Raw genomic sequence first — 12,815 nt, 5'->3', positions numbered from 1 at the left:
TAAAGACTCCTTTACCATGATCAAGATTCAGAAATTTACTTTTAATCCTTACCAGGAAAACACCTACGTTTTATACGACGAAACGGGAGAATGTGTAATTATAGATCCGGGAATGAATAATGGAAGTGAGCAAAATGCACTCGACTCCTGGATTAAAGAAGCTGGTCTGAATCCCGTACTTTTACTAAATACACATTGCCATATTGACCATGTTTTTGGTAATAAATTTGTTTTTGACCAGTGGGGGCTCAAACCTCAGTTTCATAAGGGAGAATTGAGTGTTTTGCAGGCGGTTCCTGCTTATGCGCCGCAAATGGGCATGTATTACGAACTTTCTCCGGAACCAGAAGTCTTTTTAGGTGAGACCGGTAAGGTCTCTTTTGGGCATAGCGAACTGGAACTGATATTTGCTCCAGGCCATTCTCCTGCTCATCTTTGCTTCTATGCGGCGAAAGATGGATTTTTGATTGGTGGAGATGTGCTTTTTTACGCGAGTATTGGCCGTACGGATCTTCCGGGTGGGAATCATGAGCAGTTGATTGCAAATATCAGAGAGAAACTATTTCTGTTACCCGATGCCACTGAGGTCTATCCCGGACACGGACCATCCACGTCTATAGGCTTCGAAAAGCAAAACAATCCGTTTTTAAATTAAGTAGCTGTATATTTGACCAAAAGACTAATAATTGAATACAGCCCTTTATATTGCCCGCAGGTATCTGTTTGCTAAGAAATCAACTAATGCCATTAATATAATTTCAACTATATCAGTGCTTGGCGTGTTTGTTGGTAGTGCGGCTTTAATCATTATCCTTTCCATTTTTAATGGGTTTGAGGAGATGGTGCTGAAAATGTTTAATACGGTTACACCGGAACTGGTTATAAGTCCGGCTAAAGGAAAAACGTTTGATCCGCGGGGCGCTGTATTTAACGGTATACGGAAAGATTCGAGAGTTTACTCTTATACCGAAGTGCTTTCTGAAAATGCATTATTGAGATATAATGAAAAACAGTCGGTTGGGCTGGTCAAAGGGGTTAGTAAAGACTATCTGAAAAATAAGGATCTGGACAGTATTATTGTCCAGGGTAAGTTTTTGCTGCATAATAGTAACGGGCCTCAAGCTGTTCTGGGATCGGCACTTCAAAATTATCTGATGGTTAATCCAAACGATCCTTTCACGCCTTTACAGATCTTTTCTCCCAAAAGGGGTATGAGTACCTCCTCAGTTAATCCGACAGATGACTTTATGAATCTTTCTATTCCTGTATCGGGTATCTTTGAAGTACAGCGTGATTTTGATAACGTAGCTATCGTACCATTGTCTTTTGCAAGGGAATTGCTGCAGCAAGATATTAATGTATCTGCTATTGAACTTGACCTGATCAAAAGCGGTGATGCAGACAGGCTGAAAACCGAGCTGCAGCAGCAATTGGGACCAGATTTTGAAGTGAAGGACCGGATAGAACAGAATAAGGCACTGTATAATATTCTGGGTACTGAAAAGTGGGCAGTTTATATCATTTTAACCTTTATACTGATTATTGCCATATTTAATATTATCGGATCACTAACGATGCTGGTAATTGACAAATTGAAAGATATTGCAATCCTAAGTAGTTTGGGCGCAGGCAAAAAACTCATTAAGAGAATCTTTTTACTCGAAGGAATGATGATAACTCTGGCGGGTTGCGTTTTCGGGTTATTTGTAGGGTTGATTTTCTGCTTATTGCAGCAGAAATTTGGGATGATTAGTATGTCTTCAGACAATATTACAATTGGTAATGCTTATCCTGTTTCTCTACGGTGGCAGGATTTTGTACTGGTATTTATAACCGTGAGTACTTTCTCTTTTATGGCATCAGCTTTGTCATCTAATTTAAGCGTTAAAAACATCAATAATTTAAATCAAGATCTTTAACATGAATTCCTTTAAACAAACTGCTTTATTGTTATTTGTATTATCTCTTTTTTGCTCAGCTTGTATGCAAGATACAGAAGAAAAAAAGACTGGAAAGACCAGGATAATCAAAGGATTATATAGTTATGGTCCTGAAATAAAATCCTTTACTGATTGTGAAGAGGGGAGAGAATATTGGGTGGCTGACAGTGCCGGCACGCTTGAGCTTGCATATAGTAAGTTCAACTTCGAAAAACCATACGAGCCGGTTTATATCGAAGCCGAATGCCATGCTATTAAATCGGACAGTCTGGTCGTCTCGGCAGATTTTGACTCGACATTGGTTGTTACCAGACTCATGAAAATTACACAGGCCATTCCAGATGGCCCATGTAATCCATAAATGCTTTTAGACAGTATCGGGCTTAACATATAACGAAGCAGGAACAGCAGGGATTAGTCCGGTTGCTTCTGCTTTTTCAAAAAGAATATCAATCGCTTTTCTGCCCTCTTTTCCCAGATCTATTGAATAGTTGTTGACATATAAATCGATATGTTTATACATCACTTCCTGGTCCATTGCCTGTGCGTGGGAAGAAATAAAGTCTATACCTGATTTAGGATTAGCGAAGGCAAATTCCACAGATTTACGAATTAGACGATTCACCTTCAGCTGGATTTCTTTACTTAGCGTTCTGCTAATCACTATTCCGCCAAGTGGAATTGCGCAGCCTGTAAGACTTTCCCAGTGGCTGCCCAGATCCAGTATTTTATGCAACCCTCTGCTTGCGTAAGTGAATCTGTTTTCATGAATAATCAATCCAATATCAATCCGGTCCTCTAGCAGGGCGTCTTCAATTTCAGAGAAAACCATAATCTCTTTATGCTGCATTTCGGGGAAAGCAATACCCAGTAGGAAATTGGCTGTAGTTAACTTACCGGGTATACCTATCCTTAAATCTTTACCTTTCGCAGCTAATGTTTCAAGGTCTAGCAAACTCTCGTCTTTACAGATCAATAATGGTCCGACACCAAAGCCAAGTGCACTTCCTGAATCCAATAAAGCATACTTGTCTGCCACATGTGCAAAGGCATGAAAGCTGAGTTTAGTGATGTCCAGTTCATGATTTACTGCTTTTTGATTGAGCGTCTCCACATCATCAAAGTGAACTTCAAAATCAAGGCCTTCCGTATCAATTTTATGATGAATTAAGGCGTCAAATATAAATGTATCATTCGGGCAGGGTGAAAATCCAAGAGTTAGCTTCATAGGTTAAAGGTAAGGAGTCCGCGCAAAGGCTTGGTTAAGCGATTGTCAAAAATCTGATAGCCCACGCATTCAGATTCCGGATAGATTTTCCTATTTCCCAGGTGGCCGTATTTCTTTCTTCCACATAATTAGAGATGCTGCGGATTTGCAGGCAGGGGATTCCCGTTTGTTCACAGGCATAAAATACAGCCGCACCTTCCATGCTCTCTGTGTCGGGGTTAAGCCGGTCCTTCGTCTCTTTGATGCTTTCTTTAGTGCCGTGTACCCGATTTACAGTAATGCCATTAACTTGCTGCAGATCTGTTTGAAAAGGCACTTCCGGATTAATTTCTTGAAAATGGCTTTTACCGAAGCCCAGTGTTTCTATTGTCAGGAAACCAGCAGGTGATTCAGCGCCTAACTCGGAAAATATATCCTGAGTGACTTGGACAAGTGTGCCCAGAGGAATGCTCCGCTGATATGTCCCAGCGATTCCGAGATTGAGAACCTGGCTGTAAGAGGAGTTTAAAGTACTACCCAAAGCAAATGCGGTAGCAGTCATACCTACGCCGGTAATGAGTACATCGAAATTTGGTGTATACATTAACCTACCTTCCTTTAGCAGGAAATGTTCACAGAGGCCTGAAACTTCAGGGAAGGTAGCAGCGACAACGAGTGTTTTCATTCTTTGGTGGATTAACCTGCGGCCGAAGTTAATATTTACATTTAACTTCCTTTAAACTTGGTCATTCAAATCTGGGTCTTAATAATTTGCGCATATAAATTTAAACGGCCTTCTAACCTTTCTGCGTATATTTGCAGCTAATCAGGTGTTTTATACGCTGTCTGTATTGAAATATAAAAATAAATATGATTTATATTACCCGCAAAGAAAATTTTAACGCTGCACATAAACTGGCCAGGCCAGATTGGTCTGATGATCAGAATCTTCAAGTATTCGGCAAATGTGCTAATCCTAACTGGCATGGTCATAATTACCAGCTTTTTGTAACTGTTAAAGGTGAAATCGATCGTGAAACGGGCTTTCTAGTCGATTTAAAATGGTTAAAAAACGTCATTAATGAACATGTTATCGATAAACTTGACCACAGGAACCTTAACTTGGACGTCGATTTCATGAAAGATAAACTGGCGTCTACAGAAAACCTGGCAATTGCAATCTGGGAAGAACTTGTGCCTCATATCAACAGCAGCAATGCACAATTACACAGCATCAAAATTTACGAGACCGAAAATAACATTATCGAGTATTTCGGTTAATCAGCATTTCCATGGAAGATCACACAATAGATAACTTCGGTGAAGAAAACGAAGGTTATATCAAAATAGACCGTTATAATACGGTTAAGACACGCTCAATTTCTAATCATTATACGGATATCCTGAGTCAGTTGGGTGAGAATCCGCAAAGAGAGGGCTTAATTAAAACTCCGGAGCGCGTAGCTAAAGCACTGCAGTACTTGACGCATGGTTATGATCTTGATCCTGCAAAAATATTGCGTTCGGCGATGTTTAAGGAAGATTACAGCCAAATGGTTGTAGTAAAGGATATTGAAGTATATTCAATGTGTGAGCATCATATGCTGCCATTCTTTGGTAAAGCCCATATTGCGTATATCCCTAATGGTCATATTGTAGGGTTAAGTAAAATACCGCGTGTAGTAGATGCCTTTGCAAGAAGACTTCAAGTACAGGAAAGACTAACTAATGAAATTCGCGACTGTATACAGGAGACATTACAGCCTGCTGGTGTGGCTGTTGTAATTGAATGCCAACACATGTGTATGGCAATGCGCGGAATTCAGAAACAGAATTCTGTGACTACAACGTCTGCATTTACCGGTGAATTTGCACATGACAGAACAAGGGCAGAGTTTTTGAGGTTAATTACCGCTAACCTGCATTAGTACAGCAATAAATTAAAATTAACGAACACAAAATTATTTAATAGATGAAAGCATTTTTATTCCCGGGTCAGGGCGCACAATTTCCTGGTATGGGAAAAGAACTCTATGAACTTGAAGAAGGGAAAGCATTATTTGAGAAAGCTAATGAAATAATTGGTTTCCGTATCAGTGATGTCATGTTTTCCGGTACAGAAGAAGAGCTGAAACAGACCAATGTCACTCAGCCAGCTATATTTTTGCATTCTGTCATTTTAGCTAAAGTTTTAGGCCAAGAATTTAACCCTGATATGGTTGCAGGACACTCGCTCGGTGAATTTTCAGCTTTAGTAGCGGCAAATGCTCTGTCTTTCGAAGACGGCTTAAAGTTGGTAATTGCGAGAGCAAATGCGATGCAGAAAGCATGTGAATTACAACCTTCCACTATGGCCGCTATCCTGGGGCTCGCAGATGAAGTAGTTGAAAATATCTGTGCTGGTATTGACGAGGTCGTAGTTGCAGCAAATTATAACTGCCCGGGTCAGCTTGTAATTTCAGGCAGCATTGCCGGAATTGAAGAAGCGTGTACACAATTAACAGCAGCAGGTGCTAAACGTGCACTTAAATTAAATGTAGGTGGTGCATTCCACTCTCCGCTAATGGAACCGGCAAGAGTGGAACTGCAGTCAGCGATAGAAGCCACTGCTATTAATTCTCCGATCTGTCCGATTTATCAAAATGTTGACCCCGTTGCGCAAACAGACCCTGATAAAATCAAAGTTAACCTGATTACACAACTTACTGGTGCTGTAAAGTGGACGCAAACAGTGGAAAAGATGCTTGCTGACGGAGCTAACGAATTTGTAGAAGTAGGACCTGGTAGTGTGTTGCAGGGGCTTGTTAAAAAAGTAAACAGAGCTATGCCAACGCGTTCAGCGTCGGTACCGGCATAATATATGTGATAATATAAAAGGGCCTGTCAATAAGATATTGTGTCTTTATTGACGGGCCTTTTTATAGACTAAAACCAACAGGTGTGAATATAAGGGGCAAAATCAGATTTCTTTTATTGATCTTGGGGATCTGCTGTATAGTAACGGCGTTGTCCTTAAAACATAGCATTACTGAAAAGGATCTGTTGCACCATGAAGCCGGTAAATTACAGCGTAAGCTAGCCGCAAAGGAAGAGCTGGTTTATTCCTTCCTGGCCGATGTTCAGCAACTTGAACGGGCTAAACAATTCCACCTGAATGAATCCTTCGCCCTTGAACATATAGAGACTTTCCGGGACGAGGGGATTAGTGTCTTAACTTATGATCCCTCCGGACTCAAATTTTGGAGTTCAAGTAAAGCAGTCATTACAGATCCCGATCAAATCCGGGAAGGCTCGTCATTTACGCAACTGCCTAACGGTTGGTACGAAGCCATTAAGAAATCTCAGGGAAATTATACGATGATCTTCCTGATTGATATTAAAAATCAGTTCAGTATCCAGAACAGGTATCTTCAAAACGGAATTGTTAATAAGCAGCTGGGGACTAATGCGCTGTCTCTGGCTTCGTTTATGGATGAAGAAGTATACGGTATTAATAATCTGGACGGGAAACTGCTGTTTGAAGTAAAACTTAAATCTAATTATAATCAGAGTGTCTATGCAACTATACAGATCTGGTTGTGGATCATCGGATTATTTTGCATATGCCTGTTTGTAAACTCCATCTGTGCGAGAATGGCTAAAGAAGGCCAGGTATTAAAGGCTTCTGTGGTGCTGGCATTATTCTTTTTTCTGGTCCGGTTTACGGACCTTGAATATGGTTGGTTTAATCATCAATTCAGTTTGGAGGTCTTTAATCCGTCTATCTATGCAGAAAGCTTTTTTCTTCCCTCGTTAGGCGATTTTTTGCTTAATGTACTTGCAATAACCTGGGTTGTACTATTCCTGTATACTTATCGTAGTTCTTTGCGTTTGCCGTTATGGATGACGAAGCGCAAAAGCGCTGGGCTTATGATACATTTTTGTTTAATCCTGCTGCTTTCCGGAGCAGCATTTTTAATCAATGATATTTTCTTCGGTTTGATCTTCAATTCCAAAATCAATTTTGATATTACGAACATTATCAACCTGAGCTGGTTAAGCTGGATCTGTATTGTCATCCTGTGTCTGGTATGGTTTAATGTTTATCTCATTGCCAGTATTTGTATTGAACTGACGCTACAGCTTAAGATTACGAATCGGGAAAGACTGGTGTTATTTCTCAGTATGTTCATCGCTTACGGCATTTATATGCTGGCGACAGATTTTACAGCCTTTTTTATTGCGTATGCACTGTTCCTTTTTATCTTTAGTTATAATCACTATATCAGGAATAACAAATTCTCCATCGGCATTTTTGCGGCTCTGTTTTTTTGTCTTGCCTTTGTATCTTCCATCAAATACCTAAAGTTTAATGACATTAAAGAAAGGAATAACAGATACATTATTGCACAGAAACTCCAGTCTTCCGATGATCCTAAGGTTATTAATTCTATCGAAAGCTTAGGGAACGGCGTGTCAAATGACCTGTTTATTACAGATTATTTCAAAAGCCCTGCGTTTAATCGTCACCTCGCTCTGCAGAATTATATTACTAAGACCTTTCTTGATGGTTATTTGGCCCCCTTCGAACATAATTTTTATGAATTTAATGAAGCCAGGGATAGTATAAATAACAAAGATCAGCCGAGATCGCTGCGTCACTATCAAAACCTCGTGAAATCAGGATCTGTAAAAGTATCAAACTACTTTTACCGGTTGAATGATACCTTCGGCTATCAGAATTACTTTGGTATAGTTCCGATTTTTGACGATAACCATATTTTAGGTACACTGGTTATTGAGCTGAAATCTCAACAATATAATTATAACAGCCAGTTTCCTGAAATTCTTATTGATGGAAAGCAAAAAGCTGAAGATGACTACAGTTCATACTCTTTTGCTTTTTATAATAACAATAAGCTCATTAAACAATCCGGGAGATACACGTATAAAATTGCCAATACAGATTTTAAAGGCAAATACGGCGAGCCAGTAATTATGAATGATGACCAGGGGTACAGTCATTTGGTTTATACTGCCAGTAATTCCAAGATTATCGTAATCAGTAAAGAAAAGGTCAGCTATATTGTACGGCTAGCGGCTTTGTCGTTCTTTTTTCTTGTCTTTATCATTTTTTCATCCATCTTATATGTACTTATCCTGCTCGTCAAAAATATAGATCACAGCTGGGGCGGCTGGTTTAATATAAACCGGTCACTCATGATTAATGCGAATAAGATCCTTTATAAGACCAGAATTCAATTCTCAGTCGTACTTTCTGTAGTAGCAACTCTGTTAATTGTAGGATGGTCTACATTCTTCTATATATGGGATGAATACAGAAAGCAGCAGGAAGATTTTATCAGAGAAAAGATAAGAAAGGTACAGCTCTCCTATGAAAAACAGATCTATTCCACCGGAATTCCGAAGCCATCAGATCAGGCGATAGTTAACTTCAACCAGTTTGCAGATATAAATTCTGCCTATCTTAATTTATTTGATACTAACGGGAATTTGCTTTTTACCTCTTTACCAAAAATGTACGACTACGGCATTATAGCCAGTAAAATGGAGCCTGGGGCCTATATCTACTTAAAGCAACTGCAGCGTTCCGAATATTCCAATCCGGAGGAGATGATAGGGGATTTCAAATATTCGTCGGCCTATGCCCCGATTAGAAATGCACAAAACCAGACTGTAGCTTATATTGGATTACCCTACTATTCAAACGAAGCCGATTATCAGAATAAAATTGGCTTATTTATTAATACACTGATTAATATTTATGCCCTTGTTTTTGTTGCAATCGGAGTATTGGCTGTTTTTCTCGCTAATCAGATTACGAATCCTTTAACATTTATCCAGGAAAGCATTAAGAAGACCAAGCTGGGACAGAAAAATCAACCGATTATATGGTCCAGGCATGATGAAATAGGATCTTTAATTAAAGAATATAATAAAATGATAGCAGCCCTGGAGGAAAGTGCTGTTAAACTGGCCAAATCAGAGCGGGAAAGTGCGTGGAGGGAAATGGCTAAGCAGGTAGCCCATGAAATTAAAAATCCGCTTACACCGCTTAAGCTAGGCGTTCAGTTACTCGAGAAATCCTGGAAAGAAAAAGATCCGAACTTCGAGCTTAAATTTCAGCGGTTCTATAAGTCATTCGTAGAACAAATTGATAGTCTGGCAACCATCGCATCTGAGTTCTCGAATTTCGCGAAAATGCCCGATACCAAGTTAGAAGAATTGAAACTGATACCAATCATCAGACAGGCTAAGGATGTCTTTAATCATAGTGAAGACGTAGAAATCTACCTGAGTGATAATTCAGGGCGTGAGATACAGGTTCTGGGCGATAAAGGACAGTTGCTCAGGTCCTTCAATAATTTGCTTAAAAATGCAATAGAGGCAGCTTCAGCAAAGGTAGCATGCCGTATAGACATACGGATTACGAATGATGAGACGGATGTATTTGTTGAAGTCCAGGATAATGGAAAGGGAATAGACGACGAATTACGGAAGAAGATATTTGTGCCTAATTTCACTACGAAATCATCAGGAACAGGATTAGGCCTCGCTTTTGTCAAACAGGCTGTTGAAAATGCAGGTGGAAGTATTGAATTTAAATCCGGGGCATCAACAGGGACGGTCTTTTATCTCCGTTTCCCGCTTGCTTAAAAGTTATTTAAGCTCTACGGATGCCTTACCCATGGTATAGCCGTTTGCATATAAAATAATGTTGTACGTACCCTTGATAAATGGCTGGGGATTTACCCAATCAATCTGATACGATGTGCTATCATTTTTATACGAAATGGTGATCATATCACTGTATTGCATCTCCTGTCCATCTGCCTCGAACATATTTTTTTCATCAGCCACAAGATTTCCCGATGGGTCAAATACTCTAAGATAGATTTTATGATAATCCTTAGCAGCGAGCTGATTAGGTACAATATCAAAATAAGTAATTAATTTACGGGCGGCAGAAGCCTTATTAACTTCGATATTTTTACCGTTGTTTTTAACCCTGTAACCTATTAAACGCTCGTTATATGCTTTGAGGGCAGCACTGCTCTTTACTTTTTCACTAAGCTCGCTATTTTTCTTTTCCAGATTTTGTGCTTTGGCTGAAACTGTAAGAACCGACCTTTCAAGACTGTCGCGCTGAGTTTTAAGATCGGCATTCTCCCTTTCGAGACGTCCGATATCATTTTTATACCCTTCTATAAAAGTTCTTAGCTTTTGAAGTTCATTCTGCGCGTTGACAAGCTCTTCACGAGTAACTTCACCCTTCTGAAGCGCCTGTTTAAGTTCTGCTATTTTAGCACGTGCCATATCGTGTTCACGCTGTAGCTTTTCTGTGAGGGCGACATTCAGTTGATTCACCTTATCGAATTCTACCTCGATTTTTTCAACTTCAAGCTTCAATCTGTCCCGTTCAGTACTAGAAGTGACGAAACGTTCCTTTTCGTGTTTATCTTTGAAAAACAGGAATGCATTAGTACCTAATAAAGCAATGATAACTACAACTAGAAAATAAATTTTATTACGGTCTCCTTTATGGTCGGGATCTTTTGTGTCTAACATTTATTATCAAAAATGAGTTGTATATAGTAATTTCTCTGTATTCCCTTTTTCTAAAAAAAAGCGAACATAAGATAAATAAGATAATTAACTGTAAAAAATGAACTTTAATTGTATGAGAGCTTAAAAAAAATCGTTTACTTGCTGATGACACGAAATGTGGCTGGTAGGGATTTTCCCATAACGAGCACTAATTACACGAACAAAAGAACAAATAATGCTGAAAAAGATTGTTTATACAATTTTCACAATTTTAATTTTTCCCAATTTTATCTTTGCGCAAACTGTAGCAAAAATTGCTCCAAAAAGAGAATTCCGCGGTGTCTGGGTAGCCACTGTAGCTAATATAGACTGGCCATCAAAGCCGGGACTTAGTGCAGATCAGCAGAAGCAAGAGCTGATTGGTCTGATGGAACAACATAAAAGAAACGGGATGAATGCAATCCTGTTACAGGTTAGACCTGCCGCAGATGCCTTCTATGCTAAATCAAGGGAACCCTGGAGTCAATGGCTCATGGGCAGACAAGGGGTTGCACCCGCCAATGGGTATGATCCGCTCGAGTTTGCTATTAAGGAAGCTCATTCCAGAGGGATGGAGTTGCATGCATGGTTCAATCCTTACCGTGCGACTATGAGTGCCAATACATTCGTTTCTGAAGACCATATGACGCGAAAAAGGCCTGAGCTATTTTTCACCTATGCAGGAAAGAAACAGTTTGACCCAGGAATTCCTGAGGTTCGGGAATACATCGTACAGGTCATTCTGGATGTTGTTAAAGGATATAATATAGACGGAGTTCATTTTGATGATTATTTCTACCCCTATCCGGTAGCTGGGCAGCAGATTAATGATGGCGCAACATTTCAGAAATACCCGAACGGCATATCCAATATCAAAGATTGGAGAAGAAACAACGTCGACCTGCTGATTAAGCAACTGGATGACAGTATTCATCACTATAAGAAATATGTGAAGTTCGGTATCAGTCCTTTTGGGATCTGGAAGAACGATAGAGATGATCCGGACGGTTCGGCAACTAGCGGTTTGTCCAATTATCATGAGCTCTATGCAGATTCCCGTAAATGGATTCAGGAGGGTTGGGTAGATTACATTAATCCGCAGGTATATTTTAGTTTTACCCGTAAAGCAGCTCCGTTTGGAACGCTGGTAGATTGGTGGAGCAAGCATACTTATGGCAGGCATTTATACATCGGGCAAGCTGCTTATCTGGTTAATCAGAAGATGGAGGCAGCCTGGCGTTTTCCAGAACAAATTCCAGATCAGGTACGATATATCAGGGCTAATAACCGTGTACAAGGAAGTGTGTATTTTAGTTCCAAGTCCTTTTCTACTATCGCAAGAGGTGCGGCAGACTCTCTGCGCAACGATCTCTATCGCTATCCGGCGCTTCCACCGCAGATGCCATGGCTGGATGATATTGATCCTAATCCACCACAGGAATTAAGTGCTCAGGCAGTCGAAACGGGGATACAATTGAAATGGGCAGCACCCTTAAAAGCGTCCGATGGCGAAACAGCCTCCGGGTACGTTATCTACAGATTTGCTGAAGGTGAAGATATGGACGTATTACACCCGAAAAATATTATACGTATCAGTTTTGAGGATTACACCTTCTTTATGGATACTAATATTGAGAAAGGCAAGAGATATAACTATCTGGTCAGTGCACTGGACAGACTTAAGAACGAAAGTGAAGCCAGTGGTCCTGTCGGAGTACAGGCACAATAACGACAAAGGCCTCTGCTACAGCAGAGGCCTTTGTCGTTAAACCCATTTTCTTTGGAAGGGGGTATTTTAGAATTTCCAGCGGACAAAAGCTTCCATGGCCTCATATTCAGCAAGCCCGAGCTCGTCATAAGCCCTTGCTGTTTCCCTGTTCCGGTCTTCTGCCCTTTCCCAGAATTCCCGGGCATCATCTCCGGGGAATACGGCTCTGTCTTTCTGGGATTGATGCTTGAAAATCGCATATTTCTTTTTCTCCAGTTCCTGAGGGCTAAGCGGTACGGCCATTTCAATTTCATGGGTATCGTATTCCAGCCATGCCCCGCGGTATAACCAGAGCCAGCAGTCTTTGGTCCAG

Annotated in this window: 11 protein-coding genes and 1 pseudogene; 8 read left to right on the top strand and 4 right to left on the bottom strand. The window is 40.2% G+C overall.

What is annotated here, in order from left to right:
- Positions 1 to 16 precede the first annotated feature (16 nt).
- The 3 genes from BLR53_RS19385 (at position 17) to BLR53_RS19375 (ending at position 2,301) form a co-directional block, all read left to right on the top strand.
- Complete coding sequence (locus tag BLR53_RS19385) at positions 17 to 655, top strand: MBL fold metallo-hydrolase (RefSeq protein ID WP_037437725.1); 639 nt, start codon at positions 17 to 19, stop codon at positions 653 to 655.
- Positions 656 to 686: 31 nt separating this feature from the next.
- Complete coding sequence (locus BLR53_RS19380) at positions 687 to 1,919, top strand: ABC transporter permease (RefSeq protein WP_074591837.1); 1,233 nt, start codon at positions 687 to 689, stop codon at positions 1,917 to 1,919.
- Positions 1,920 to 1,983: 64 nt separating this feature from the next.
- Entirely contained in the window at positions 1,984 to 2,301 is a 318-nt protein-coding gene (locus tag BLR53_RS19375) for a hypothetical protein (RefSeq protein ID WP_234797595.1), read from the top strand.
- A 6-nt stretch (positions 2,302 to 2,307) separates the two neighbouring features.
- Here BLR53_RS19375 and BLR53_RS19370 read toward each other — a convergent pair whose 3' ends face one another.
- Together BLR53_RS19370 and mqnB are read right to left on the bottom strand one after the other, a co-directional pair.
- Positions 2,308 to 3,168, bottom strand: coding sequence for a menaquinone biosynthesis family protein (locus BLR53_RS19370; RefSeq protein ID WP_037437718.1), 861 nt, complete (start codon positions 3,166 to 3,168; stop codon positions 2,308 to 2,310).
- A gap of 34 nt (positions 3,169 to 3,202) precedes the next feature.
- Complete coding sequence (gene mqnB / locus BLR53_RS19365) at positions 3,203 to 3,832, bottom strand: futalosine hydrolase (RefSeq protein WP_037437717.1); 630 nt, start codon at positions 3,830 to 3,832, stop codon at positions 3,203 to 3,205.
- Between the two features lie 185 nt (positions 3,833 to 4,017).
- Between mqnB and BLR53_RS19360 the strand changes: the two genes are divergently transcribed.
- The 4 genes from BLR53_RS19360 to BLR53_RS19345 all read left to right on the top strand — a co-directional run bounded on the left by BLR53_RS19360 (position 4,018) and on the right by BLR53_RS19345 (position 9,804).
- Complete coding sequence (locus BLR53_RS19360; protein WP_037437716.1) at positions 4,018 to 4,428, top strand: 6-pyruvoyl trahydropterin synthase family protein; 411 nt, start codon at positions 4,018 to 4,020, stop codon at positions 4,426 to 4,428.
- Between the two features lie 11 nt (positions 4,429 to 4,439).
- Positions 4,440 to 5,075 carry a GTP cyclohydrolase I FolE gene (gene folE, locus BLR53_RS19355; protein ID WP_074591836.1) on the top strand — a complete coding sequence of 212 codons (636 nt, stop codon included), beginning with the start codon at positions 4,440 to 4,442 and terminating at the stop codon, positions 5,073 to 5,075.
- A gap of 44 nt (positions 5,076 to 5,119) precedes the next feature.
- Positions 5,120 to 6,004 carry an ACP S-malonyltransferase gene (fabD, locus tag BLR53_RS19350; protein WP_074591835.1) on the top strand — a complete coding sequence of 295 codons (885 nt, stop codon included), beginning with the start codon at positions 5,120 to 5,122 and terminating at the stop codon, positions 6,002 to 6,004.
- A 149-nt stretch (positions 6,005 to 6,153) separates the two neighbouring features.
- Positions 6,154 to 9,804 (top strand): sensor histidine kinase, encoded by a 3,651-nt coding sequence (locus BLR53_RS19345; protein ID WP_244889584.1) that lies wholly within the window; start codon positions 6,154 to 6,156, stop codon positions 9,802 to 9,804.
- 3 nt (positions 9,805 to 9,807) lie between these two features.
- Here BLR53_RS19345 and BLR53_RS19340 read toward each other — a convergent pair whose 3' ends face one another.
- Positions 9,808 to 10,716, bottom strand: a complete 909-nt coding sequence (locus BLR53_RS19340) for a hypothetical protein (RefSeq protein WP_074591834.1) — start codon at positions 10,714 to 10,716, stop codon at positions 9,808 to 9,810.
- A 214-nt stretch (positions 10,717 to 10,930) separates the two neighbouring features.
- Between BLR53_RS19340 and BLR53_RS19335 the strand changes: the two genes are divergently transcribed.
- Positions 10,931 to 12,463, top strand: a complete 1,533-nt coding sequence (locus BLR53_RS19335) for a glycoside hydrolase family 10-like protein (RefSeq protein WP_037437710.1) — start codon at positions 10,931 to 10,933, stop codon at positions 12,461 to 12,463.
- A 66-nt stretch (positions 12,464 to 12,529) separates the two neighbouring features.
- Here BLR53_RS19335 and BLR53_RS19330 read toward each other — a convergent pair.
- A pseudogene (locus BLR53_RS19330) lies at positions 12,530 to 12,815 on the bottom strand (glucosamine-6-phosphate deaminase); the annotation flags it as partial.

Origin of the sequence: Pedobacter antarcticus (assembly GCF_900103515.1) — a bacterium.
Classification (GTDB): domain Bacteria; phylum Bacteroidota; class Bacteroidia; order Sphingobacteriales; family Sphingobacteriaceae; genus Pedobacter; species Pedobacter antarcticus.
This window is presented reverse-complemented; position numbering and strand designations above follow the sequence as displayed.

What these genes read in the sequence shown, in the direction of transcription:
- BLR53_RS19360 (WP_037437716.1), top strand. Translation starts at nt 4,018, where the DNA reads ATGATTTATATTACCCGCAAAGAAAATTTTAACGCTGCACATAAACTG.
- BLR53_RS19370 (WP_037437718.1), bottom strand. Translation starts at nt 3,168, where the DNA reads ATGAAGCTAACTCTTGGATTTTCACCCTGCCCGAATGATACATTTATA.
- BLR53_RS19335 (WP_037437710.1), top strand. Translation starts at nt 10,931, where the DNA reads ATGCTGAAAAAGATTGTTTATACAATTTTCACAATTTTAATTTTTCCC.
- folE (WP_074591836.1), top strand. Translation starts at nt 4,440, where the DNA reads ATGGAAGATCACACAATAGATAACTTCGGTGAAGAAAACGAAGGTTAT.
- fabD (WP_074591835.1), top strand. Translation starts at nt 5,120, where the DNA reads ATGAAAGCATTTTTATTCCCGGGTCAGGGCGCACAATTTCCTGGTATG.
- mqnB (WP_037437717.1), bottom strand. Translation starts at nt 3,832, where the DNA reads ATGAAAACACTCGTTGTCGCTGCTACCTTCCCTGAAGTTTCAGGCCTC.
- BLR53_RS19340 (WP_074591834.1), bottom strand. Translation starts at nt 10,716, where the DNA reads ATGTTAGACACAAAAGATCCCGACCATAAAGGAGACCGTAATAAAATT.
- BLR53_RS19375 (WP_234797595.1), top strand. Translation starts at nt 1,984, where the DNA reads ATGCAAGATACAGAAGAAAAAAAGACTGGAAAGACCAGGATAATCAAA.
- BLR53_RS19385 (WP_037437725.1), top strand. Translation starts at nt 17, where the DNA reads ATGATCAAGATTCAGAAATTTACTTTTAATCCTTACCAGGAAAACACC.